This is a genomic window from Bradyrhizobium sp. AUGA SZCCT0182, assembly GCF_018130185.1.
Lineage (GTDB): Bacteria > Pseudomonadota > Alphaproteobacteria > Rhizobiales > Xanthobacteraceae > Bradyrhizobium.
In genome coordinates this window covers 23,747-48,923 of record NZ_JAFCLY010000047.1, presented here as the reverse complement: position 1 = coordinate 48,923, position 25,177 = coordinate 23,747, and the positions used below count along the sequence as shown (strand labels likewise).

The following is a 25,177-nucleotide window of genomic DNA, read 5'->3' as shown; positions in this document are numbered from 1 at the left end:
CAGCGTCAGCCGATCGAGGAGAACGCCACAGTGCGCAATGAGCGCGATTTTCCCTCCGCGGACGGTGCGGGCGCCGGACAAGGCGTCGGCGCGCGGCTGCCGCGCAAGGAAGACGACCGCCTGATGCGTGGCCGCGGGCGGTTTGTGGCTGACATTCGTCTCGCCGGGCTCCAGGATGTTGCGTTTGTGCGCAGTCCTTTGGCGCATGCGCGGATCCGAGGAGTACGGGTGCCGGAGCAGCATCGCGCCAGCGTCTTCACCGCGGCCGATCTGGTCGGCGTCAATCCGATCCGTGCCGTGTCAGCGCTGCCGGGCTTCAAGATCTCGGAGCAACCGGTACTCGCCGCCGGCAAGGTGCGTCAGGTCGGCGAACTGGTTGCGATGTGCGTCGCTCCGACGCGTGCCGAAGCCGAAGACATTGCGGCGGCGGTGATGCTTGATCTCGAGCAGCTTCCCGCCGTCTATAACATGCGCAAGGCGCGGGAACCGGGTTCGGCCCTGGTACATGAGCATTGGGGCGACAACGTCTTCCTCGAAACCAACTTCGAAGTGGACATCTCGTCCGCACTAGATGCGCCGATTAAGGTGTCGCGGGAGATATCGACCGCGCGGCAGTGCATGTCGCCACTCGAGGGGCGCGGCGTCGTCGCGACCTTCGATCATCGCCTCGATCAACTCACGCTCTATTCCGCCGCCCAGATGCCGCATATCACGCGCAGCGGTCTGGCCGAATGTCTCGGCATGGAGCAGGGCCAAATTCGCGTCATTTCGCCAGATGTCGGCGGTGGCTTCGGGCACAAGGGAATCCTGCTGCCGGAAGAAGTCTGCCTTTCGTGGCTGACGATGCGTTGTGGCCATCCGGTGCGCTGGACGGAGGATCGCCGCGAACATCTCACTGCCAGCTCCAACTGCCGCGAACACCATTACAAGATCACCGTCTATGCCGATCGCGACGGGCGGCTGCGCGGCATCGATTGCGAAGCGACCGTCGATTCCGGCGCTTACTCCTCCTATCCGTTCTCGGCGTGCCTTGAGGCGGCGCAAGTCGCCAGCATCCTGCCTGGCCCTTATTTGATGCCGGCCTATCGCTGCCGAACCTTTTCGGTCGCCACCAACAAATGTCCGATCCTGCCTTATCGCGGCGTGGCCCGCACCGGCGTTTGTTTCGCGCTGGAGCTGATGCTCGATCTGGTCGCGGCGGAGGCGGGGCTGGAGCCCGGCGAAGTGCGCCTGCGCAATCTGGTGCGGCCCGAGCAGATGCCGTTCGACAACATCACCAAAAAGCACTTCGACAGCGGCGATTATCCCGAAGCGATGCGCCGCGCCCTGGCGTCTATCGACGTCGAGGGCGTGCGCGCACGTCAGCGCAAGGGCGAAGCCGACGGCCGCCTGATCGGCGTCGGCGTTTCCATCTATTGCGAACAGGCCGCGCACGGGACGTCGGTCTATGCCGGCTGGGGCATTCCGATGGTGCCCGGTCACGAGCAGGCGTCCGCGCGGCTAACGCCGGACGGTGGCCTCGAACTGCGGGTCGGCGTGCATTCGCATGGGCAGGGCATGGAGACGACGCTCGCCCAGGTCGCGCACGAGATGCTGGGCGTCGATGTCGCGAGGGTGCGCATCATCCTTGGCGACACCGCGATGACGCCGTACTCCACTGGCACCTGGGGCTCGCGTTCGATGGTGATGGCAGGCGGCGCGGTCGCAACCGCGTGCCGCGAATTGGGAGAGCGCGCCAAACGCATCGGCGCCAAGCTGCTGCAGCATGATCCAGCGGCGGTGGTGCTGCAGAACGGCGAGGTTCAGGGCGTCAACGGTAGCGTTACCTTGAAGGAAATCGCGCACACCTGGTATCGCCGTCCGCAGGATCTGCCGCCCGATGTCGATGCGGGCGGGCTTGAGGTCACATCCGGCTACAAGCCGCAGCGCGATTCCGGAACTTTCAGCTATGCCGCGCATGCCGCGGTGGTCGCGGTCGATCCCGATCTCGGCGAGATCGAAATCCTCGATTACGTCATCGTCGAGGACGGCGGCGTTCTCGTCAATCCGATGGTGGTGGACGGCCAGATCTATGGCGGCTTGGCCCAGGGCATCGGCACCGCGCTGTACGAGGAGATGCCGTTCGATGCGGCGGGGCAGCCGCTGGCGACGACGTTAGCGGATTATCTGTTGCCCGGTCCGACCGAAGTGCCTGCGGCGCGTCTCGATCATATGGAGACGCCGTCGCCCTATACGCAGTTCGGTGTGAAGGGAATCGGCGAGGGTGGTGCGATCGCTCCGCCCGCTGCGATCGTCAACGCCCTTAACGATGCACTGCGGCCGCTTGGTGCCGAACTGATGCAATCACCCGTTACGCCTTACCGAGTCGTCGAGGCGATTCTGGCGGCGCGCGACGCAGAAAGGCCGGCGGCATGAAACCGGCTTCCTTCGGCTATGAACGCCCGCGCGATCTGCAGGCGGCACTCGCCCTGTTGGGCGGGGCCGAAGTTTCCACCAAGATCATCGCCGGTGGCCAATCGCTGGGTCCGATGCTCAATCTGCGGCTCGTGGAGCCGCAGATGATCGTCGACATCTCCGGGCTTGACGAGCTCAAGCAGGTCGAGCGCCGCGGCGACGAACTCGTGCTCGGGGCCTGTGTCACCCACGCTGACATCGAGGATGGACGCGTTCCCGATGTTACGCGTGGCGCCATGCAGGGCGTTGCCGGTAACATCGCCTACCGCGCGGTTCGAAATCGCGGCACGGTTGGCGGATCCCTCAGCCATGCCGATCCTGCGGCAGACTGGGTTTCCGCGCTCTCGGCGCTGGGCGCGAAACTGACGCTGCGAAGCCTTGCTGGCGCCCGTACGGTCACGATGGAGGAGTTCATCGTCGGCGCGCTGGAATCGGCGCTGCGGGTTGGTGAGATCGTGGAGACGATCCATGTTCCGTCGAGGCCGGCATCGGCGCATTGGGGATACGTCAAGAGTTGCCGCAAGACGGGCGAGTTCGCGCATGCGATCGGCGCGGTCCTGATCGATCCGAGCGTCGCAACCGCCCGCGTCGTCATCGGCGCGATCGATGCTGCGCCGATCGTCATCACGAATGCGACGGAATTGTTCGGCGGGCGCATTGCCGGCGACTACAAGGAGCGCTTCGACGGGCGTGTGGCTGATCTCCTGCTGGTGAAGGCAGGCGTCGCCAACGCGGCACATCGCCATATTCACGTGAATGTCCTGAAGCGCGCGGTCCGCGAGGCCGCCGCATGAACATGATCGCACTTTCCGTGAACCGGCGCGCAGTGCAGGCTCTCGCAGAGCCTCGTACCAACCTTGCGGATTTCGTCCGCGAAAAGCTCGACCTGACCGGGACGCATCTCGGTTGCGAACACGGCGTCTGCGGCGCGTGCACGGTGCTGCTCGACGGCATGCCGGCGCGCTCGTGCATCACCTATGCCGTTGCCTGCGAAGGGGCAGAGGTCACCACGATCGAAGGCCTCGATGAGGACGATGTTACGTCAGAGCTTCGCTCGGCCTTCACCCGCGAGCATGCGCTGCAATGCGGCTATTGCACGCCGGGAATGCTGGTCTCCGCGCGCGATCTCGTGCTGCGGTTGCCGCAAGCCGACGAGCGCCTGATCCGTGTGGGCTTGAGCGGCAATCTGTGCCGCTGCACCGGCTATGTCGGCATCGTGCGGGCGGTCCAATCCGTGATCGAGGCGCGACGTGTACGCAACATTCCACCCGAACCGGGAGGAGGACGGAAGATCCTCGGGCCCGTCGGCTCGGGCCGAAGCCTGGATCGCGGTACCGATCTCGCTGAACGCATGCGGTCGGTCGAAACCGAACAAACCTCGCCCGGGGGATCCAGTTCGGTCGATTCGATTCCGGACTTCATCCCCGCCACTGTCCTCGAGCAGCAGTTCAGCGTCGCGCATCCGCCCGAACGGGTGTTTGCGATGTTCGGCGACATCGCGGCTGTCGCAGCTTGCCTTGCCGGCGCGTCGTTGACGGCGCCACCGAAGCCGGAGCGTGTCGAAGGTGAAATCCGGGTCAGGATCGGCCCGATCGCCGCGACGTTCTCGGGCGCAGCGCGTGTCGAACGCAGCCCGGGCGATATGTCCGGCCGCATCGTCGGCATCGGCAACGACCGGCGCAGCCGGTCTTCGACTCAAGGCGAAATTCGTTATCGGCTGGTGCCTTCCGAACAGGGGACGCGAGTCGATCTTTCCATCGGATACACGCTGACGGGAATGCTGGCGCAGGTCGGAAGGCCAGGGCTGGTGCGTGATCTCGCGGCGCGACTGATCGCGGAATTTGCCGGCAATCTCGACCGCCGGCTGTCGGGCACCTTGCCGGCAGATGCCGTTGCGGCCGACCTGAACGGAATGACGCTGGGTTTCAGTCTTTTGCGCGAGCGGGTTGCGCGCTGGTTTGGTCGTTTCTCGTCCAACAAGGACGGAGCGGCATGAAGGATCGACGTTGCGCACAGTGCGGAGCGGCGAGTTTTGGACTGCGGATGGATTAACAGCGGCAGATTGGAGAATCATATGACATGGACGTTCAGACTTGTTCCAGCGATTGCGCTGGCGGCTGCTTTGCTGGGTGGCGCCGCCGATGCCCAAACCATCAAGATCGGGGTGAATGAACCGCTCACAGGCGCATTCGCTGCTTCCGGTACCTATGTCGTCAACGGCGCCAAGATCGCTGCCGACGAGATCAACGCCAAGGGCGGCATTCTCGGCAAGAAGATCGAACTCGTCATCGAGGACAACAAAAGCAATCCGACGGAAGCGGCCGCCGTCGCCGAAAAACTGATCACCAGCGACAAAGTGCCGGTCCTGATGGGGGCGTGGGGCTCGAGCCTGACGCTGGCCGTGATGCCCAAATTGATGGAGTACGAGGTGCCGATGGTGGTTGAGACCTCATCGTCGGGCAAGATCACCACGACGGGGAATCCCTATGTCTTCCGTATCTCGCCGCCGTCGGCGATCGAGGCTGCCGCCTTCAAGGGGATCGTCGACAAACTCGAACTGAAGAAGGTCGATTTCCTCATCATCAACAACGACTGGGGACGCGGCACTGCCGAGGATTTCAGCAAGATGATGAAGGAAAAGGGGATCACGGTCGGCGTCGTCGAGACGATGGACCAGGGCGCGCAGGATATGAGCGCGCAGCTTTCCAAGCTCAAGGGCACCGATTCCGAAACCATCATCGTGACGACGGCGGTGGACCAACTGACGCTGATCTTCAAGCAGGCCGCGGCGCTGGGGCTCAAGAAGCGCATCATCACCACTGGCGGCTCACAGAATCCGGATCAGATCATCGCTCAGGCAGGAGCCGCCGCCAACGGCACCATGCACCTGACGACCTTCCTGCCCTGGTTCCCCGACAAGACGCCGAATCCGGAGGCGACCAACTACTTCATCGCCGAATGGAAAAAGCGCGGGTTCGACTTCGCCGGCTGCACCGAGAGTTTTCGCGGCTATGACGGCATTCGCACGGTGGCAGCCGCAATCGAGAAGGCGGGCAAGGCGGAGCCCGCGGCGATCAAGGCGGCTATGTGGGACATCAACATCAAGGGCCTGAACGGCGACATCGTGTTCCGGAAATCCGGCCCGGCTGGCAAGGAAAGCGGCCAGAGCCAGCCCAACGTCTATCTGATCGAAATCACCGACGGCAAGATCGGCATGAAGACACTTTGACGTCAAATTGCTGACCGGCAAGGGCCGCGGCGAACCCGCGGACCTTGCTGCGTCGGATAATTGGGAGCCACCTTGAGCGAGTTTCTGCAACATCTGATCAACATGCTGGTCCTTGGCGGCACCTATGCCCTGCTGGGTATCGGACTGACGTTGATCTTCGGCATCATGAACGTCGTGAACTTCACGCATGGGGTGCTTTATACGTTCGGCGCCTACATCATGTTCATCGTGGTGCATCAGCTCGGGGTTAACTTCTTCCTGGCGCTGCCGCTCGCCGTGGTGGCCGGCTGGCTGCTTGGCGCGGCGATCGAGCTGATATTGCTGCGGCCGCTGCGCGGCTCCGATATCGACACCACCATGCTTGTCATGATCGGCGCCTGGATCGCGATGCAGTCCGGCGCCCTGTGGATATGGGGCGGTGTGGCGAAATCGGTGACGACGCCGTTTCCCGAGGCGCCGCTGGTGCTCGGTCCGGTCTCCGTGTCCTGGCTTCGGCTGTTCGTGCTCGCCGCAGCAGCCATGCTGATCGTCGTCACCTATCTCCTGATCAACAGGACAAAACTCGGCTGCGCAATGCGGGCGACGTTTCAGGATCATGACACCGCTTCGCTGATGGGCGTCAATGTCGACATGATCTACACCTCGACCTTCGCGATCGGTTCGAGCCTGGCGGCCGCGGCCGGTGCGCTGCTGGGTCCGGTCTACGTGATTTTCCCGCAAATGGGCGATCTCGCCGCCGTCAAGGCGTTCGCGATCGTCATCCTTGGCGGGCTCGGCAACATCACCGGCGCGGTGATTGGTGGTTTCATCCTGGCCTTGGCGGAAGAGCTGGGCGCCGGCTACGTTTCGTCGGGATATCGCGATGCGATGGGCTTCCTGATCATCATTGCGGTTCTGATCTTCAAGCCGACCGGACTTTTCGCGCGCTCGGAGCGCGTCGGATGAGAACAGTGGTCGCTATTCTGACGGTCGTCGCGTTCGCATCCGTGCCGCTGTGGCTACGCGATCCGTACCTGATGAACGCGTTGATCACGACCGGTATCTTCATCATCGGCGCGATGAGCCTCAATCTGCTGCTCGGTTTCACCGGCCAGCTCAGCCTCGGCCACATCGCGTTCTTCGGTATTGGCGCTTACGTCAGTGCCCTGACGTCGCTTGGTTTCGACGCCGGCTTGCCCTTCGGCTTCCGTATTGTTCACGAACCCTGGCCTCCGATCATCGGCTTTGTGCTCGCGATCGTCGTCGCCGGCTTGTGCGGGTATCTGGTGGGGCTGCTATCGTTTCGTGTTCGCGGCGCATATTTCGTGATTGTGACGATTTCCTTCGCCGAAGTGGTCCGGCTGGTGGCCCTCAACTGGGTCGAGCTGACGCAGGGACCGCTGGCGCTGACCAATATTCCTTCGATCACGATCGGAATGCCGGGTCTTGGAGATCTTACCCTCCGCACCAAGTTGCAGAATTACTACCTCGTGCTTGCTGTCGCGGTTATCGCCTATGTGCTGATCTCGCGCCTGGTCCATTCACATTTCGGCCGCGCCATGCGCGGGCTGATGGAAAACGAAACGTTGGCGGTGTCTGTTGGCATCGACGTGACGAAAACGCTCACGCTGGCGGCAGTGATCTCGGCGGGGATCGCCGGAGCGGCGGGCAGCCTCTATGCGCACTACATCCGCATTATCGATCCCGAGGTGTTCGCCTTCATCAATACCGTGACGATGGTGATCATGGTCATCACCGGCGGCAAGGGCTCGCTGGCCGGTCCTGTCGTTGGCGGCATGATCTTCGGACTGTTGCCGGTGTTCCTGCGTCCGATCATGGCGCCGGAGGCACAATGGATCGCCTATGGCGGCGTTCTGATCGTGATCCTGTTTGTATTGCCGCGCGGCATCGTGCCATCGCTGGCGCAGCGATTTGCGAAACGGCGGAGCCGGGTCGAAGCGGTGGCACCGGTTGCCTTCGTAAAGCGCGACGCCAAGGAGCATGCGTGATGGCGGCTCCGGCGACGGCATTGAAAGTCGAGCAAGTCGCCGTGAGTTTTGGTGGGCTCGTCGCACTCTCGGACATGAATTTTACGGTCGGCGAAGGCGAGATCGTCAGCCTGATCGGGCCCAACGGCGCCGGCAAGACCACGGCGTTCAACGTTGTCACGGGCTTTCTGGATCCAACCCATGGCGCCGTGAGCTATCGCGGAACCGCTCTCAACGGCCTGAAGCCGCATCAGATCGCCGATCTTGGATTGATCCGCACCTTCCAGCGCACCAGTGTCTTCCCGAACGACACGGTTTACGACAATTTGCTGGTCGGGCTGCATCGCCAGGGCAGGGTTGGCCTTCTCGAAGCCATTCTGGGCCTGCCGCGCGCGCGGTCTTCCCAGCGCCGTTTGCGCGAACGCGCCAGCGAATTGATCGAACGGGTGGGCCTTGAACGCCGCGCCAACGATCTTGCAGGGTCGCTGTCCTACGGCGAACAGCGGCTTGTCGGCGTGGCGCTGGCGTTGGCGGCCGAACCGTCGATGCTGCTGCTCGATGAACCGGTCTCCGGCATGAACGCCTCGGAAACCCACACCTTCGTGCAACTGATCCGTAACATCAGGGATCGCGGTGTCACCATCCTGCTTGTCGAGCACGACATGCCGATGGTGATGAGCGTCTCGGACCGCATCGTGGTGCTGAACTACGGCCGGATCATCGCCGAAGGCCCGCCCGAAATGATCCGGAACAATGCGGCCGTCATCGAAGCCTATCTCGGCCAGGGAGCGGCGCGTGCTTGAGATCCGGGACATGGTCTGTGGCTATGGCGGCGTCACGGCGCTGCGCGGCATTTCGCTGGAGGTCAAGGCCGGGCAGCTCGTCGCCCTGATCGGCGCCAACGGCGCTGGCAAGAGCACGACGCTGCGCGCGATCTCCGGACTGGTTGCGCCGCGTTCGGGGTCGATGCTGTTCGAAGGCAAGGACATTGCGGGTGCCAAGCCGCCGCGCGTGGTGGCCGCAGGAATCGCGCATTGTCCGGAAGGGCGGCGCGTATTTCCGCATATGACGGTCGAGGAAAATCTCGACATGGGCGCCTATCTGCGCACCGGCTCTGCCGAGATCGCGGCGGACCGCGACCGGATCTATGGCGAGTTTCCGCGGCTTGCCGACCGCAAGCGGCAGGCTGCCGGTACCTTGTCGGGCGGTGAGCAGCAAATGCTGGCGATCGGCCGGGCGCTGATGTCGCGGCCGCGGCTGATCATGTTCGACGAGCCTTCCCTTGGACTGGCGCCCAACATCGTCGAGCGGACTTTTGCGATCATCCGCGGCATCCGCGATGCCGGAACGACGGTTCTGCTGGTGGAGCAGAACGCGTTTGCGGCGCTCGAAATGTGCGACCACGCCTATTTGCTGGAAGGCGGCCGTATCGTTCTCTCCGGGCCTGGCGCAGAGATGATCGAGAACGAGCACGTGCGAAAGGCTTATCTTGGCGGATGAGCAGAACCAAACGACGGCCTTGTCAGGCGACGAAAAATGGATGCCGGTCTGCGGCCTCAGCCGGTTGATTTCACAAACGATCGTCTGTGCCCGTGTGACCGGCGTCGATCTGATCCTGGTCTGGAACGAAGGTCGCGCGGTGGCCTGCGAACGAATGTGCCCGCACGAACAGGCCGACCTCAGTCTCGGGTGCCTGTCCGGAGGACGCTTGTGCTGCCCCCGTCATGCGGCCTCGTTCGATCTGCGCAATGGCCAGATTTCCTACGGCTGGTCGAGCCGGCCATTGCGGATCTACCCTGTCCGGATCGGAGACGATCAGGTCTGGATCGACGCCGGGGCGATCAGATCGCCGGCAACCTAACCGACGAGCTTTCGGGCGATATCCACAAGCGCGCCGTCAGGACGACGCAGCTCGCCGAGGATGCTGAAATGGTTTGCACCTTCGATCGGGACCAGCCTGCCTGGCGCGCCTGCGGCCACGCGTGCTTCGTGAAGCTGGATTGAATCGAAAACCAGCGCCGGCAGTTCGGCGGTACCGTAGGCGATATCGAGCCGTTTATGGACAGCGGGCAGGCGAAGCGGCGACAATTGTGCCACTTCCAGGTCGGTCAGCTTCAGCGCGTTGTTCAGACCGGTATCGCGGATTGGCGCAAGATCGTACACGCCCGAAATCGCCAATCCCGCGGCGACGTGCGGGTGATCGAGCGCCATGGCGACGAGGTGGGCGCCGGCCGACCAGCCCGAGAGGATAACGGGACCGGAGATGCCGTATGCCGCTCCGTTTTGCGCCAGCCAATCGAGGGAGTGGGATATCTCCGCCACGATCTGGGTCAACGATGCGTCGGGCGCCAGCGAGTAGCCGGGGATGGCAACCGACCAGCCATGCGCCGCGACGCCTTCGACGAGCATGGCAAATACGTCGCGTGCGTTGCGCTGCCAGTAGCCGCCGTGCAGGAACACCAGGCAGGGGGCTGTCCCGTCGGTCGCCGGATAGAGATCGATCTTCGTCCTTTCGCGGTCGCCATAGGGCACATCCAGAATCGATTTGCGGCTGGCGCGCAGCGCTTCGGAAGCCTGGTTTCGCTCAGCGATCAGCGCCGCGCTGTTCTTTACCGCTGCATTGTTGTCATAGGCAGCGTCGCGCTCGGCTTGCGAAAGCGCGGCCCAGTTCAACCGGGGATATGAAGACCTGTCGTTCGTCACTCTCGTATCATTCACACAAATTATTCCCATTGCCGACGCTTTCTCCTCGGTCAGTATATTCGCGCGGCCGGTCCCAGCAACCGAACTTGCCAAGCTCGCTGATTACGATCGTGCAGATAATCCAACCGACTGCTCTACGTCCCCCCCAAAATGACGCGCGGATTACGGGTCCCGTGCACCGAGAGGTCAACCGGGTACGAACGTGCGCAATTTGGTCTATTTTGGGCGCGCACGTCCGCTGTTCATCTCCATTGAGAAAGCAAGATAAGCTACTGAAATGGCGAGGCTATCGCTTTCCGTCGCCCCCATGATGGATTGGAGCGGGAGTTTAATCTCCTCGAGTGGTTAGAAGGCGACGTGTGCACGATGCCTGCACCGGGAGATCAAAGAAAATCCAGCGACAACCAGCGTCAGCAGCCTTGCATTTCGATGTGTCGTCGGGTGCGTGTTCCCCGCTGCCGGTCCGGCACACCGAGAGACATTGCGATCGCGCCGCACGGGTCCACGTCGAATCCGGCCTGTCGGTCAGCCGGTACCGCTTTCGTGCACGGCCGAACATCGGATGCGATTGCCGCTTGGTACGGTCGGATTGACTTCCGCTCCAGGTTTTTCGGTGGCAAAATCAACATCCAGCCAGGGCGGTCCCATTGAACGGCGGCCGCGGCTGGCAATATCGCGAGGGTTCACAGCCAGCGGACTTCTCCAATGGCAAGCAAGGTAAGGGCGCATCGCCGCGACTGGGCGATGGGCCGAAGAGAACCGGTCAATATGAAACCAGTATTTGCGGTGCCGCGCCGTGCTCTTGGTGGGACGCGGCTTCAGGTTTCGGTTCTGGGATTCGGAACCGCGCCGCTTGGTGATCTCTATGTGCAACTGGATGACGGCACGGCCATTGATACCGTGAAACGTGCATTCGAGCTGGGCATCAATCTCCTCGATACTTCTCCGCTCTATGGCAACGGCCTTGCCGAACATCGTTGCGGCGCCGCAATCAGGCGCGTGCCGCGCCAGGACATCGTCGTTTGCACCAAAGTCGGTCGCTGGACGGATCCGTTTCGCGGTCGAGGCGACCGTTCCGGTTTTGTAGGAGGGCTGCCGCACCAGGCAGTGGTTGATTATTCCTATGACGGCACGATGCGTTCGGTGGAACAGTCGCTGTTGCGGCTAGGGGTCGACCGGCTGGACCTGTTGCTGATCTATGACGTCGACGTTTGGACTCATGGCGTCGACGCGATCGACGAGCGGTTTCGCGAGGCCATGACTGGCGCGTACGTGGCGCTGGACCGGCTTCGCGCAGAGGGCGTTGTTGCGGGCATCGGGATCGGCGTGAACGAGGCCGAGATGTGCGTGCGTTTCGCGCAAGCCGGTTCATTCGATACCATGCTGCTCGCGGGGCGCTATTCCCTGCTGGAGCAGCCGGCGCTGACAAAGTTTCTGCCGCTTGCGCAACAACAGGGGATCGGTGTGTTGCTCGGCGGCGTATTCAATTCAGGTATTCTGGCAACCGGCGCGGTGAGCGGTGCCAAATACAATTACAGGGATGCGCCACCTGAGATCCTGGCAAGGGTAGCTCGGATCGAAAGCATCTGTGATGCGCATGGCGTTGCCCTGCCAACCGCGGCGTTGCATTTTGCCCTGGGCCATCCGGCGGTGGCGAGCGTTGTGCTGGGGGGCCAGAGTCCGCAGGAGGTCGAACGCAACGTAGCCGCGCTGTCCTGCGACGTGCCAGCGGTGCTTTGGGCCGATCTGAAGGCCGAGCGCCTGCTGGCTGCGGAAGCGCCCGTTCCGCTGCCGGTAGCCGGCTGATGCGGATCGATGCGCATCATCATCTGTGGACTCTCGCGCGTGGCGATTATGGTTGGTTGACTCCCGCGCTCGCGCCGATCCACCGCGACTTTTCCCTTTCGGATCTGGCGCCGCACCTGGCTGCCGCGAACATCAGGGGGACGATCCTGGTGCAGGCTGCACCGACCGAGGCGGAGACCATGTTTCTTCTCGACATCGCGGCGAAGGCACAGGTGGTGCGGGGTGTGGTCGGCTGGACGGACTTCGACGTAGCCGACGGCGGGGCGCGCATTGATGCACTCGCCATGCACAAACTCTTGGTTGGATTGCGGCCGATGGTGCAGGACATGCCCGATGACGATTGGCTGCTCCACCCTGGCTTGGCGCCGCTATTGGCAGCGATGGCCCGAAACAACCTGGCGTTCGACGCGCTGGTGCTGCCGCGCCATTTGCCGCGACTGCTGCGGCTGGTCGATGATCATCCCTATCTGCAGTTCGTGCTTGACCATTGCGCCAAGCCCCGGCTTGCGACCGGCGAGACAGCAGATTGGTATCGCGATGTCGCGCTGCTCGCCGAACGCCCCAATATCGTCTGCAAGCTATCGGGATTGGTGACAGAGGCCGCACCGGATTGGCAGATTACGGATCTGCGGAAAGCGGTGGATCATGTCGTTGCGTGTTTCGGACCGCATCGCCTGCTATGGGGAAGCGACTGGCCGGTGGTCAATCTGGCGGGCGGTTATGAAAAATGGATTGCCGCCGCCGAAACCCTGCTCGCCGGTCTGTCACCGGATGAAAAGGCGGCTATCTTCGGCGGTAACGCGGCTCGCATCTATCTCTCAAGCCGGGGACGGAATGTTGAAGCTAATTGCTGACGAGAAAAGACATCGCGTTCAGAATGCGGCTGCGGACGCGGAGGGGCGGCCGGCCGGTCGCCGACCTTCGGCCTCGATTTCGTTGCGGATGGCGAACAGCTTGAGATAAGTCGAATAGGCGGCATCGTTCGCCGCCGCCCATATCGGGTCGGCCTTGTGGATCGTCTGCTCCGGCGCCATCGCGTCGAGCGCCGCAAACAGATCCGGGTAAAGCCCGGCCGCGACGGAGGCGACCATCGCGGTGCCGAGCAGCACCGGTTCGGGCGAGTGGGAGATGACGAGGTCTGCGCCAAGCGCATCGCGATAAAGGCGTACCATCAGCGGATTCCTGGTGTGTCCGCCGGCGAGACAGGCGCGGCCGATCGCATAGCCACGCGTGTTGAGATGCTCAAGGATATGACGGCTTTGCAGCGCGAGCGCGCGGGCCGTCGCGTAGTAATGTTCGAGGAAGGTGCGTGAACTCGTCTCCAGGCCAATGCCGCTGACGAGCGCGCGCACCGCACCGTCGCCATGGGGCGCGCGGTTGCCGAGCCAATCGGGGACGATATGCCGCCGCGCGCCGAAGGCGGGGCCTTCGAGATCGAGCAGCGCGAGAATATCGCGCGCAGTTTCCGCGTGTCGCGCCGCCGACGCCTTGCCGGGGCTGGCGGGATGCTGGTCCAGCACGGCGTCGAGCGCCGCGCCCGAAATGCTCATCCCGGCCTCGTGCATCCAGTAGCCGGGAAATACCGCGTCCTTGAAGGGACCCCAGACCCCGGAGATGTGCCGCTTATCCTCCGCCCAGCACATGTAGCTGCTTGAGGTGCCGCCGATCAGCGCCAGCGTGCGGTCCATCTTGTCGCGAAATCCGTGGCCCACGACACCGAGAGCGCCTGCTTCCGCGTCGATCAATCCGATCGCGACCGGCGCTCCCGGCGCAATGCCGAGCGCCTTCGCCGCATCCGCGGATACCGTTCCGTGAACCTGGCCGACCAGGCCCGGCGGCTCGGCGAGCTTGCCGCGCCGCAGCAGATCGGAGAGATCAAGCGTAGCGAGCAGATCGCGGCGCCACGGATCAGGGTCGGCAGGCAGGTAGGGAAACTTGCAGGCAAGCCCGCAGACGGAGTGCCGATCGATGCCGGTCATGCGGCGAGCGACTTCGTCCGAGAGGTCGCGCACGGCGGTGACGCGCGCCCACGCCTCCGGCGTGTGCCGCTTTACCCAGAGAATCTTGGGCAGATACATCTCCGGCGAGACCGTGCCGCCGACATGATCCAGATAATGGTCGCCGGATGCTCCAATCTCCGCTGCCTCGCGCTCGCCGCGATGGTCCATCCAGCAGACCACGTCAGCATCGCCTTGCAGCGGCGGCTCGCCGTTCGCCTCGAAATAGGTCGAGGATGTCGCGTCGACGGCGACGCCCGCGATCGCAGCCGCCGCACCCGGCGCATCGGCAATGGCGGCGCGGATGGCGGCACATACCGCGGCCCAGATTTCGTCCATCCGATAAACAGCGTGGTTTTCCGCGGGCCGCAGCAGTTCGAACGGATGACTGCGCGCGGTCACCAGCCGGCCCGACGCGTCGAACAGCCCGGCGCGCGCCGACAACGTACCGACATCGATGGCGAGCAGCAGGCTCATTGCAGCAGCGCCGCTGCCGCAGATTCGTCCGTGACGAGGCAGCGTACATAGCGCGCGTTCAGAATGCCGCGGATCACCGGCGCCTTGGGTAGCCCGCCCGAGGCCAGGATGGAGATCGGATACGCCTTCAGCTCCTGCGGGCTCAGCGCCATGACTCGGGAATTGAGAGGGTGGTCGACCGGGCGGCCGTATTCGTCGAGATACGTTCCGAGCAGGTCGCCGACCGCGCCCGCCTTGCGCAGTCCGTCCAGCGCTTCATTCACGATATGGGTCGCCGCGAGCAGCGAGCGTGGTGTCAGGTCACCGCAGGATACCAGCGCGATCTGGCCTTCGCGAGCCCGGCGCATCACGTCCGCAAGTCCGTAATGCGTCAGGAGCGTGGAACGGCTCTCGACCGACGGGCAATAGATCGGTGCCGCGACGTAGTAGCATTCGGCGCCGATCAGGCGCGCAAACTCGGTCGCGACCTCGAACGTGTTGGTGCCGGCGCCGCGCGTCATGCCGCCCATCAGCGAAGTCACCCAGCTGCGGGCGAATCGTCGCTGCTTGAGCGTGCGCGCGGCGGCTCTGAGCGTGCGGCCCCAGCCGACGCCGAGGCCGATGCCATCCTTCAGCAGGGGATGAAGCATCGTGCTCGCGGCTTCGCCGATCACCTGTTGCAGCGCATCGGGATCGGGCAGGCTAGGAACCACGGAAACATCGTCGAGCGCGAAGCGCGCCTTCAGCTTCTCTTCCAGCGCAACGCAGTTGGCGAGCGGCAGCTTGATCTCGACGCTGACGAGCCCATCCTGCCGTGCCTGCCCGAGCAGCTTGTTGACCTTGAGCCGCGTCAGCCCGAGGCGATCGGCAATCTCCTGCTGCGTCATCGCGCCGACATAGTAATACCAGCAGGCTCGAGCCTGGATTTGCGCTTCGGCCAGGTCCTCGGCGTTGATGCGCATTGTCCTCGTTTCGCTGTCGGGTGTGTCGCTCACGGCCTCACCTCACGCATACGCCGGCTTCATCGTGATGCTCCCATTTGTTAGTGGCGGCCAGGTGTCATTCCGGCGTCGGTTCAACTCCCCTTCAGATCGACGAGGACCTTGACGTAGCCGGGCGCATTCTCGGCAAGTGCCGTGAACACGCCGGGCGCTTCCTCCAGCGCGACGCGGTGGGTGACGATCGAGCGTACGTCGATCTTCCCCGCTGCGAGGAACTCAATGGCGCGCGGATAGACGTCGCCCATCCGCCGCGCGAACTTGATGTTCAGGCCGCGGCGGCGCGCGTCCGCGGCCGGCAAGGTGTAAATGTCGCCGTCGGGAATGCCGACAAGCACGATCCGTCCGCCGATGCGCGTCGCGGTTACGGCGTCGCGGAAGCCGAACGGCGAATTCGTCGCTTCCAGCACAAGGGGGCAGCCGCCCTTGGACCATTCGGCAATGTCGGCGGCGCTTTCACCGACGCGATCGGCGCCGATCTTTTCGGCCATTGCGCGGCGATGCGGCAGCGGATCGCAGGCGAGAACCTCACCGGCGCCGGCAGCTTTCAACACCTGGACGATGAGCAGGCCGATCGGGCCGCAGCCCAGCACGGCCACGCGTTCGAGCATGCGCGGCTTGGCGAGCCCGACGGCGTGAATGGCGACGCCGAGCGGCTCCAGCATGACGGCATCCAGCGCGTCGAAGCCATTCGGCAGCGCGACGAGCTGCGACCTTGGTGCCCAGATGCGCTCCGTCATCGCGCCGTCGAAGGGAGGAGCTCCAATGAACTCAACGTTGGGGCAGAGGTTGGGATGGCCCTCATGGCACCATTCGCACCGACCGCATGCCTTGTTTGGATCGACGGCAACGAGCTGGCCGCGCGTGAGACCGAGTTCCTCGACGTCCTGACAGAGATAGCCGCCGAACTCATGCCCGGGGACAAAGGGTTCGTTGATAAGCGTGCTGCCGATACCGCCGTCCTTGAAATAATGCAGATCGCTGCCGCAGACGCCGACCGAGGCGACATCCATCAGGACTTCGTCCTCGCGGCCCTCGCGCAGATTGAACTGCGCTACCCGCGCTTTTTTGGCGCCGTCGATGAAGAGAGCTCGGCTCATCAACCCTGCACCCGGCTTGTACCGGGTCCCCTTGTGGGACATTCCTATTGTGCTCTCTTACATTCGTATTCTATGAGATGCAACATATGAAAAATGCAAAGAACATTTGTATTTTGACAGAAGTCCAGTTTCTACGAATTATAAAAATATAGTTATCTCAATCTCTTAGGAAGAGGTTGCTGCGATCCACCCGCAGACCTGAAGTAATGGTGCAGGTGTCCGTCGCGCGGTCGGTCTCGGGCTGCGCTTCCTCGGCCATTTGATCTACGAGCCCACCCGTGCGGCGTTGCTGCACGGTGCGGGGTCGCCAGCTCATCCGATCACCCGGAGCGATATCATCGACAAACTCATGGTGGGATCTCCCGTCGGCCGGAGGATAGCGACGCAACCGCAACGAGTTCGAAGAGGCTGCCTTGAGGTCCGATCAATCATCGAAGCGCGGTGGTGAACCGGCAGCATGCGGACCTCGCCTCTGCCTTTACGGAAGCTGGAACCGCGGCGAACAAGCATCGCGATCCATGAAGACGACTTTCGGGGCTCGTTCCGAACCGAACTTGCGAAAGGACGTAACCGAGCTCGGCTCCAGGCTCGCCGATTGCGATGCAAATAAGCCAGCCGATGCCTCTACGCCTCATTCAGAATGATGCGCGGGTTACGGGTCCTGCGCACCGGTCCCGAACTGCCGGCGCTAAAATGACTGAATGGCCTCAAATCCAAGATGGTCAAATAGAATCGGAAGACCGCCGGGTCGAGGAGAACACCGAGTTGAGGTGTCCGATCGGCGTTGTCTGTGCCGAGCGCGGTGGGTAGTGTGTCTTTCTGGCCGCTGGCAACAGGAGAGCGGCGCGGGTAGGGCACGGCTATGAGGGAAGGAGGCAAGTCGCAAAAACAGGACGGTGAATCATGCGGCCTGTCGCGGCAAGACTTCGTGCAGCGCATCTATTCACCGCATTCGATCGCCGCGATCGTTTCGGAGTTGAACGTGCAAGGTGTCGATGCGTCCGAAACACTGGACGGTACTGGACTCGATCGGTCCCAGCTGGAGGCACACACCACCCAGATTTCGTATCGGCAACTCGATACGGTGATTCGCAACGCCCTCCGCCTGTCGAAAGATTCTGCCATCGCGCTCCGCGCGGGTCAGCGCATGCACGTCACGACGTATGGAATGTACGGATACGCGCTGCTGAGCAGTCCCACCTACGCCGACGCCCGCGATTTCGCCAACCGCTACATCCGTGTGATCGGCCCGTTCTGCGATGCCAGCAATGCCTATGACGAGACGACCGTGCTGTGCACCGTCGAGCCGCGGCATTGGGTGGACCCCACCGAGGACGCCTATCGGTTTGCGGTGGAGTTCGCGCTGGCGGCACATTTGATGATCGCCCGGGATCTGGTCGGGCCATCATTCAGATACTCGCACGTCGCCGTCGTGTATGCGACGCCGCAGCATGTCGCCTTCTACGACGAACTCTTCGCATGTCCGGTTCTGTTCACGCAGCGAAGCAACGCCTATGGCTATGATTTGGCGACAGCTGATGGTCCGGTATCGCTCGCCGACCCGCGCAGTCACGCCATGGCGCGCGAGATGTGCGAGCAAATCCTGGCTGAGGTCAATCGCGGAGGCGGCGTCGCGGCGGACGTTCGGCGGATGCTGATCGAACTGCGCGGCCGATACCCCGGCATCGAAGTTGTTGCCGAGAAGCTCTCGATGCATCCGCGGGCGCTGCGCCGCAGGCTGGAGGTGGAAGGGACGGCTTACCGCGATATCCTGGCCGAGGTGCGGATGCATCTTGCCATCGAGTACCTTCGCAAGACGAAAATGACCAATGAGGAAATCGCCAATCGGCTGGGATACAGCGACGCCGCCAATTTCCGGCACGCGTTTCTGCGGTGGACGGGAAAGAGTCCGTCTGATTTCCGGCTTTCGCTTGGCATCTAGCTAGGCGGAACGAGATGAGGTGGAGCCGGGACGACGGACCATTTTCTTCTCGTGCCCCGGACGCCAGCAGCACGGGTGCTGCAAGGCCGGGTTTTTCTACTTTGCATGGGGTTGTTTTCGCGATTTTTGTGTCCGGGCTCGCGCTGCGTTCAGGACACCCGATCGTCAGGGCGTTTTCCAGCCAAGCATCATGCATGCAGCAGTCGCCGCGCGTTAAATGATTGCAGTGCAGCACGAATCCGGCAGAGCTTGGCATCGCGGGCTGTGTCCCAAACTCACCGGGCAAGCGGGTCATTTGCACCTTTCGAGGGTCGGAGGCGCTCGTTACCGTAACCTCAAATCAAGCTGCACGAGAGGTCTGATCCGAACCTGAGCGTTCCGATCCCGATCAAGCCAAAGACTTGATGTGAGCGCGCCATGAGCGCTGCATTCAAAGGGGAGGAATTGTGATGGATCGGGCGACCGAACCCGTCGGGCCGCCGTCGCGGCTGCTGCTGGCGCTCGAGATGCGCGGCATTTGGGAGTTGCAGGCGTTCTTCGCGACATATCCGTTGCTGCGGCAGGCGCCGCGTGGCGATGGCCATCCGGTGCTTGTGTTGCCCGGCCTGGCGGCAAGTGATGTCTCGACCCGACCGCTGCGAACACTTCTGAAAGACCTGGGCTACGCAGCTCATGGCTGGAAGCAGGGCTCGAACCATGGTCCACATCCCGGCGTAGAACCCGGCATCGACGAGCGGCTCGCGGAACTGTTCGCGCGCTATCAGCGCAAGGTCAGCCTGATTGGTTGGAGCCTAGGCGGCGTCTTTGCGCGCGAGGCGGCGCGACGGACGCCATCGCTGGTACGCCAGGTGATCACGCTCGGCAGCCCCTTCGCCAACGAACCCAAAGCAAGCAACGCCTGGCAGCTCTATGAAACCCTCAGCGGGCGCCGGGCGGAAGACTGGCCCGGGCGCGAAGCCATGAAGCTGCCGCCTCCGGTGCCAAGCACCGCGATCTACAGCCGTAGCGATGGCATCGTCGCGTGGCAGGGCTGTCGTGAACAAGAGAGCGCGACAACCGAGAATATCGAGGTGGAAGGCAGTCATTGCGGGCTCGGGCACAACCCCGTCGCGCTCTATGCCATCGCGGACCGGCTCGCGATGCGGGAAGGCGAATTGTGGCCGTTCGACCGAAGCGGCCTGAAACGCCTGCTTTTTCCGGACCCGCGGCGGCATCACCAGGCTAGCGCGGGCGGCTCCGATGCCGGCCCATTCGCCGCATAGGGTTGGCGGCCTCTGCCGCGACGTGATCACGGCCGGAGTTCAATCGAAGAGGAGGGTTTTTCATGGAAGCAGACAGCAAGCAGCCGGGCGGCGCGATGTGGTCCGACGATCTCAGGAAATTTGCCGAGAAATTCCAAACGCCCGGACTCGACATAGCGGCGCTGATCGAATGGCAGCGCAAGGACATGGAGACGCTGGTCGAGGCAAACCGGCAGGCTTATGCAGGGGTTGCGGCGCTTGTCGAGCGGCGCAACGAGATCCTGCAAGAAACGCTCGCGCAATGGCAGGCTGCGATCAAGGATGCGAGCGGTGCGGACAGCCTGACCAAGCAGGCGGAAGCGGCCAAACTTGGCGTTGAAAAGGCCTTGGCGAATTTCAACGAACTGTCTGCGATGGAAGCGCAGTCGCGCAACAACGCCTGGAAGATCGTTCAGGACCGTTTGCAGGAAAATCTCGGCAACCTGCAGAAACTATTGCTGCCGAAGTAAGTCAGCGCCGGCCGTCCGGATGTTGCGGCTTGCGGCCAGTAAGGCTGCTGCGGCGGACGGATCATCCGATACGCCGACCTGGCGGAAGACGTGCGTTGTTCTGGGAGAAGCTCAAGATGAACGACATGCCCTGGATCAAATCCTACCCGGTGGGTGTGAGATGGGATGCCGAGATCGTTTCGATGCCGGTGCAGAACATTCTCGATGACACCATCGCGAAATGGCCGGATCGGCCCGCGATCGAGTTCATGGGCAAGCGTCTCAGCTATCGCGAGCTCGGCGACCAGGTGGATCGCGCGGCGCGGGGACTTCAGCAACTCGGCGTCCGGCCGGGCGTGCATGTCGGCCTGTTCCTGCATAACACGCCGCACTACGTCATCGCGTTCTTCGGCGTACTGAAGGCCGGCGGTACGGTGGTCAACTATTCGCCGCTCGATGCCGCCAAGGTTCTCGAGCACAAGATCGAGGATAGCCGGACGGATTTCCTGATCACGCTCGACCATGTCACGCTGTATCCGCAGATGGCGGGAATGCTCGGCAAGACAAGGCTGCAGAAGCTGATCGTCGGCAGTCTGGCCGAGATGACGGCGTCGCCGGACGTGCTCGCAGGCCAGATGAAGGCGGCCGGGCAGGTGAGCGATGTGACGTGGGACGACAGTCGCATTCGCTTTGCCGACCTGCTCGCCAATGACGGCGCGCCGGAACACCACCCGATGTCAGATCCGCGCGAAGTGATCGCCGTGCTGCAATATACCGGGGGCACGACCGGCCTGCCCAAGGGCGCCATGCTGACCCATGGCAATCTGTCGGCGGCCTGCCAGCAGTTCTGGGAGACGACGCGCGGCAATCCGCCGGTGCTCGTCGAAGGGCAGGAGCGGATGCTCGCCGTGCTGCCGCCCTTTCACATCTATGCGCTGACCGTGAACGTGCTGTTCGGCATCCTCGCCGGCGCCGAAATCATCCAGCATGTGCGCTTCGACCCTGAGGCCGCGCTGGCGGAAATTTCGCACAAGCAGATCAGCGTGTTCTGCGGCGTGCCGACAATGTTCACAGCGCTGATCAACCATCCGGAGACGCCAAATCACAGCCTTCGCTCGCTCAAATATTGCGGCTCGGGCGGGGCGCCGCTGCCACTCGAAGTGGCGCAACGGTTCGCAGATATCACCGGCTGCCATCTGACCGAAGGCTGGGGCATGACCGAAACCTCGCCGAGCGGCACCTTTACGCCGGCGCAATCGGGCGGCATGCGGAAGGCCGGGTCATGCGGGATGCCGGCGCCCGGCATCGTGATAAAGTTCCTAGGTCTCGATGGTACGGCGCAGTATGTCCCACTCGGCGAGCGCGGGGAAATCTGCGTCATGGGCGCCAACGTCATGAAGGGTTACTGGAACAATCCGCAGGCGACCGCCGATGTCACCACGTCCGATGGCTTCCTGCGCACCGGCGACGTCGGTTACATGGACCAGGACGGGTTCATATTCATCGTCGATCGCACCAAGGACATGCTGCTGTGCAGCGGCTACAACGTCTATCCGCGCGTGCTCGAAGAGGCGATTTACATGCATCCCTCGGTCGAGGAAGTCGCGGTAATCGGCATCCATGACCATTACCGCGGCCAATCACCCAAGGCCTTCATCAAGCTGAAAGCCGGTGTGGCGGCGCCTTCGCTCGGTGAGCTTCAGGCGTTCCTGAAGGACAAGCTCGGCAAACACGAAATGGTGCAGGCGCTTGAAATTTGCCCCGAGTTGCCGAAGACCGCCGTGGGAAAGATTTCGAAGAAGGATTTGTATGACGAAGAGGAGCGCCGGCGCGTGAGACGCGTGGGAGCAGCAGAATGAAACGCTTCAGTGCCGGATGCGCACAATTTCTCGACACCGCAAAGGAGCGATGAGGATGGATCAACTCAGCGGCATGGATGCCTCCTTCCTGCATCTCGAAACGCCGGAGACGCCGATGCATGTCGGCAGCCTGATGCTGTTCGAGCTTCCCGACGGATATCAGGGCGACTACTACGAAGAAGTGAAGGCCATGCTTGGCAAGCGCCTGCATCTGGCTTCCGTACTTTGCCGCAAACTGGCGCAGATGCCTTTCGAACTCGCCGAACCGGTATGGATCGAGGACGATGATATCGACCTCGACTATCATGTGCGCAGCGTTACGCTGCGCCGCCCCGGCACGATGGCGCAGCTTGAGCAGTTGATCGCGAGGCTGCATTCCACACTGCTCGACCGCAGCCGGCCGTTGTGGGAGATGTACGTCATCGAGGGTCTCGAGAACGGACAGGTCGCATTCTACTCCAAGGCCCACCACAGCGGCGTCGACGGCAAGGCCGGGGTCGAGCTTGCAAAGGTGCTCTATGATGTCTCGCCGCAGATGCGCGAGGTGCCGCCGCCACGCCGCAAGCGCGGCGGCGTCTCCTACCAGCTTGGCGTCACCGAACTGCTGCAAGCGGCGGTTGCCAATTCGGCCGAACAGTATCGCAAGCTGGCGGATCTGCTGCCAACCGCTGCCAAGGCGCTAACCGCGGCGGCAACCGTGGTCGCCAACCAGCGCACGACCGGCGGCGAGCGCTCGCTGAATCTTGGCCTTGCTCCAAGGACGATCTTCAACGATTCGATCACCAACCAGCGCTCCTACACGACGCTGTCGTTGCCGCTGGCGGACATCAAGCAACTCGGCAAGCGAGTCGGCGGCACCGTCAACACCATCGTCATGGCCGTGTGCAGCGTCGCGCTGGATCGCTTCCTCAAGGAGCGCGATCTGCTTCCAAAGGAAACGCTCATCGCGGTGGTTCCCGTGAGCCTTCGCACGGAAGGCGACAGCGCGATGAACAACCAAGTGTCGATCGTCCGCGTCGACCTGGCAACCGACATCAAGGATATTCCGGCGCGCTTCAAGGCGATCCATGCCTCGTCCGAGGCCGCGAAAGCGGTGGTGCGCGAGCTCAAACCGGTCCTCGGGGTCAACGTGCCGATCACGGGCTCGCCATGGCTGATGACCGGGCTCGCCTCGTTGCTCGGCCGCTCCAACTTCGCGAGTCGCGCGCCTGCCGCCGGCAATGTCCTCATCTCCAATGTCCCGGGCCCGCCGACGCCGCTCTACATGGCCGGAGCGCGGATGGTGCATTACCACCCGGTGTCGATCCCGTACCATGGCAGCGCGCTGAACATCACGGTGCAAAGCTACGCCGGCCTGCTGGAGTTTGGCCTCACTGCCTGTCGCCGCGTGTTGTCGCAGGAAGAGTCCTACGAGCTGGTGGAGCACCTGCGGGCGGCGCTGCGCGAAATTGAGGCGCTGCCTCCGGTCGAGCAGGCTCCTGGAGGTGCATCAGGTGCCGATGCATCCCGGCGATCCGCATGATAGGCTGACTGACATAAAGATAAGCAATCCTTGGGAGGGGAACCATCATGCATCCGACTGGCGCGCAAACGTCTTCGCCGCAATCGCTGGCGTTGGAGAGCGGGGAACTCAAGGCGGTTTTCTCGAAGGTTAGCTGGCGCCTCATCCCGCTGCTGCTGATCGCTTACATGATCGCCTATCTCGATCGCATCAATATCGGCTATGCGCAGCTGCAAATGAAGCAAACTCTGCCGTTCGATGATGCCGTCTACGGCCTGGGCGCGGGGATATTTTTTATCGGATACTTTTTGTTTGAAGTGCCGAGCAACCTTCTGCTGGAGAAAATCGGTGCGCGCAAGACGCTGTTGCGTATCATGGTGCTCTGGGGTCTGACCGCATCGGCCATGATGTTCGTGTCCACGCCACTGCAGTTCTACGTGTTGCGATTCCTGCTCGGTGTCTTCGAGGCAGGTTTTTTCCCAGGTGTCATTTTGTATTTCACCTATTGGTATCCATCGGTGCGGCGCGGCCAGGTCATCGCGATCTTTATGTCCGCCACCACGATCATTTCCGTGCTTGCCGGACCGCTTTGCGGCGCTACCTTGAAATATTTCGACGGGGTCAGCGGGCTTTACGGCTGGCAATGGCTGTTCCTGGTGCAGGGATTGCCGGCGGTCATTCTTGGGTTCCTGGTGTACTTCCTTCTGGAGGACAAGCCCGCGAATGCTGCCTGGCTCTCGAAGGACGAAAAGAAGCTGCTCGAAGACAGCCTTGCGCATAGCGTGAAGGCTGTCGGAAGCGAGCCTGCCGGCACGTTCGGCGGCTTGCTGCGGGATCCGAAAGTGTATGCCCTGTCGCTCGTTTATCTGCTCCTGCTGGGTGCTACCTATACGATGGTGTTCTGGCTGCCGACCTTGATTCAGAGTTGGGGGATCAAGGATCTGTTGCTCGTCGGGATCTACGCGGCGATCCCTAACGCGGTCGGTGTCATCGGCATGATCCTGATCGGCCGGCATTCCGACAAGTGGCGCGAGCGGCGCTGGCATTTTGCAGCATGTGTGGTGATTGCTGCGATCGGCCTCTTCGCGACGACGCTGCTGCAGGGCAACCTGGTCGGATCGCTCCTGGCGCTGTCGTTCGCCGTGATCGGAATAGCGTCGGCTACGCCTCTGTTCTTTGCGTTGATCAGCGAATACCTCTCGGTCGGAGCTGCCGCCGGTGGCCTCGCGCTCATCAGCAGCCTCGGCAACCTCGGTCCGGCGATAAGTCCGACGATCAACGGGCTCATTGTCCGGAGCACAGGTGACAATACTTACAGCATGTATTTCGTGATTGCGCTCTATCTTCTGTCCGGGCTGCTCCTGCTCCTGACGATCCGGCCGACTTCAACCGCGGGTGTGGCAGCGCCGGCGGCTGCGCACTGACGGAACCTGACA

21 protein-coding genes are annotated in these 25,177 nt (G+C 62.8%); 17 read left to right on the top strand and 4 right to left on the bottom strand.

Going from position 1 to position 25,177, the window contains the following annotated elements:
• The first annotated feature begins 12 nt into the window (after positions 1-12).
• The 9 genes from JQ611_RS34125 to JQ611_RS34085 all read left to right on the top strand — a co-directional run bounded on the left by JQ611_RS34125 (position 13) and on the right by JQ611_RS34085 (position 9,511).
• Positions 13-2,415: a xanthine dehydrogenase family protein molybdopterin-binding subunit gene (locus JQ611_RS34125; protein WP_212467947.1), complete on the top strand. Its 2,403-nt coding sequence runs from the start codon at positions 13-15 to the stop codon at positions 2,413-2,415.
• Complete coding sequence (locus JQ611_RS34120; protein ID WP_212467934.1) at positions 2,412-3,248, top strand: xanthine dehydrogenase family protein subunit M; 837 nt, start codon at positions 2,412-2,414, stop codon at positions 3,246-3,248. Before JQ611_RS34125 ends, JQ611_RS34120 begins: the two co-directional genes overlap by 4 nt.
• Positions 3,245-4,450, top strand: a complete 1,206-nt coding sequence (locus JQ611_RS34115) for a 2Fe-2S iron-sulfur cluster-binding protein (protein WP_212467933.1) — start codon at positions 3,245-3,247, stop codon at positions 4,448-4,450. Before JQ611_RS34120 ends, JQ611_RS34115 begins: the two co-directional genes overlap by 4 nt.
• A 78-nt stretch (positions 4,451-4,528) precedes the next feature.
• Positions 4,529-5,683: an ABC transporter substrate-binding protein gene (locus tag JQ611_RS34110; RefSeq protein WP_212467932.1), complete on the top strand. Its 1,155-nt coding sequence runs from the start codon at positions 4,529-4,531 to the stop codon at positions 5,681-5,683.
• 72 nt (positions 5,684-5,755) lie between these two features.
• Positions 5,756-6,628: a branched-chain amino acid ABC transporter permease gene (locus JQ611_RS34105; RefSeq protein ID WP_212269167.1), complete on the top strand. Its 873-nt coding sequence runs from the start codon at positions 5,756-5,758 to the stop codon at positions 6,626-6,628.
• Positions 6,625-7,671, top strand: coding sequence for a branched-chain amino acid ABC transporter permease (locus JQ611_RS34100; RefSeq protein WP_212269166.1), 1,047 nt, complete (start codon positions 6,625-6,627; stop codon positions 7,669-7,671). Before JQ611_RS34105 ends, JQ611_RS34100 begins: the two co-directional genes overlap by 4 nt.
• Positions 7,671-8,453, top strand: a complete 783-nt coding sequence (locus JQ611_RS34095; RefSeq protein ID WP_212269165.1) for an ABC transporter ATP-binding protein — start codon at positions 7,671-7,673, stop codon at positions 8,451-8,453. Before JQ611_RS34100 ends, JQ611_RS34095 begins: the two co-directional genes overlap by 1 nt.
• Positions 8,446-9,150 (top strand): ABC transporter ATP-binding protein, encoded by a 705-nt coding sequence (locus JQ611_RS34090; RefSeq protein WP_212269164.1) that lies wholly within the window; start codon positions 8,446-8,448, stop codon positions 9,148-9,150. The genes JQ611_RS34095 and JQ611_RS34090 overlap by 8 nt, the downstream gene beginning before the upstream one ends.
• A 40-nt stretch (positions 9,151-9,190) precedes the next feature.
• The gene (locus tag JQ611_RS34085; protein WP_212467931.1) at positions 9,191-9,511 is read left to right on the top strand and encodes a Rieske 2Fe-2S domain-containing protein; all 321 of its coding nucleotides are present in this window, start codon (positions 9,191-9,193) and stop codon (positions 9,509-9,511) included.
• Here JQ611_RS34085 and JQ611_RS34080 read toward each other — a convergent pair.
• Entirely contained in the window at positions 9,508-10,383 is an 876-nt protein-coding gene (locus tag JQ611_RS34080; RefSeq protein WP_212467930.1) for an alpha/beta hydrolase, read from the bottom strand. The two genes, JQ611_RS34085 and JQ611_RS34080, sit on opposite strands and share 4 nt — an antisense overlap.
• 738 nt (positions 10,384-11,121) lie before the next feature.
• Here JQ611_RS34080 and JQ611_RS34075 point away from each other — a divergent pair.
• Both JQ611_RS34075 and JQ611_RS34070 read left to right on the top strand, forming a co-directional pair.
• The gene (locus JQ611_RS34075; RefSeq protein WP_249133679.1) at positions 11,122-12,159 is read left to right on the top strand and encodes an aldo/keto reductase; all 1,038 of its coding nucleotides are present in this window, start codon (positions 11,122-11,124) and stop codon (positions 12,157-12,159) included.
• Positions 12,159-13,013, top strand: a complete 855-nt coding sequence (locus JQ611_RS34070; protein WP_249133675.1) for an amidohydrolase family protein — start codon at positions 12,159-12,161, stop codon at positions 13,011-13,013. Before JQ611_RS34075 ends, JQ611_RS34070 begins: the two co-directional genes overlap by 1 nt.
• Positions 13,014-13,031: 18 nt before the next feature.
• Here JQ611_RS34070 and JQ611_RS34065 read toward each other — a convergent pair whose 3' ends face one another.
• The 3 genes from JQ611_RS34065 to JQ611_RS34055 all read right to left on the bottom strand — a co-directional run bounded on the left by JQ611_RS34065 (position 13,032) and on the right by JQ611_RS34055 (position 16,710).
• Positions 13,032-14,633, bottom strand: a complete 1,602-nt coding sequence (locus JQ611_RS34065; protein ID WP_212467929.1) for an FGGY-family carbohydrate kinase — start codon at positions 14,631-14,633, stop codon at positions 13,032-13,034.
• The gene (locus JQ611_RS34060) at positions 14,630-15,607 is read right to left on the bottom strand and encodes a sugar-binding transcriptional regulator (protein ID WP_312012318.1); all 978 of its coding nucleotides are present in this window, start codon (positions 15,605-15,607) and stop codon (positions 14,630-14,632) included. The genes JQ611_RS34065 and JQ611_RS34060 overlap by 4 nt, the downstream gene beginning before the upstream one ends.
• A gap of 80 nt (positions 15,608-15,687) precedes the next feature.
• The gene (locus tag JQ611_RS34055; protein ID WP_212386158.1) at positions 15,688-16,710 is read right to left on the bottom strand and encodes a zinc-binding dehydrogenase; all 1,023 of its coding nucleotides are present in this window, start codon (positions 16,708-16,710) and stop codon (positions 15,688-15,690) included.
• Between the two features lie 928 nt (positions 16,711-17,638).
• On the opposite strand from JQ611_RS34055, the gene JQ611_RS34050 reads away from it, so the two are divergent.
• The 6 genes from JQ611_RS34050 (at position 17,639) to JQ611_RS34025 (ending at position 25,165) form a co-directional block, all read left to right on the top strand.
• Entirely contained in the window at positions 17,639-18,652 is a 1,014-nt protein-coding gene (locus JQ611_RS34050; RefSeq protein WP_312012317.1) for an AraC family transcriptional regulator, read from the top strand.
• 449 nt (positions 18,653-19,101) lie between these two features.
• On the top strand, positions 19,102-19,914 hold the full coding sequence (locus tag JQ611_RS34045; protein ID WP_212269160.1) for a triacylglycerol lipase: 813 nt from the start codon (positions 19,102-19,104) through the stop codon (positions 19,912-19,914).
• Positions 19,915-19,976: 62 nt separating this feature from the next.
• Positions 19,977-20,402 carry a phasin family protein gene (locus tag JQ611_RS34040; protein ID WP_212467927.1) on the top strand — a complete coding sequence of 142 codons (426 nt, stop codon included), beginning with the start codon at positions 19,977-19,979 and terminating at the stop codon, positions 20,400-20,402.
• A 116-nt stretch (positions 20,403-20,518) separates the two neighbouring features.
• A complete protein-coding gene (locus tag JQ611_RS34035; RefSeq protein ID WP_212386155.1) occupies positions 20,519-22,240 on the top strand; it encodes a long-chain fatty acid--CoA ligase in 1,722 nt (573 codons plus the stop codon).
• Between the two features lie 55 nt (positions 22,241-22,295).
• Positions 22,296-23,762 carry a wax ester/triacylglycerol synthase family O-acyltransferase gene (locus JQ611_RS34030; RefSeq protein WP_212269157.1) on the top strand — a complete coding sequence of 489 codons (1,467 nt, stop codon included), beginning with the start codon at positions 22,296-22,298 and terminating at the stop codon, positions 23,760-23,762.
• 47 nt (positions 23,763-23,809) lie between these two features.
• Positions 23,810-25,165 carry an MFS transporter gene (locus tag JQ611_RS34025; protein ID WP_212269156.1) on the top strand — a complete coding sequence of 452 codons (1,356 nt, stop codon included), beginning with the start codon at positions 23,810-23,812 and terminating at the stop codon, positions 25,163-25,165.
• Positions 25,166-25,177: the final 12 nt, after the last annotated feature.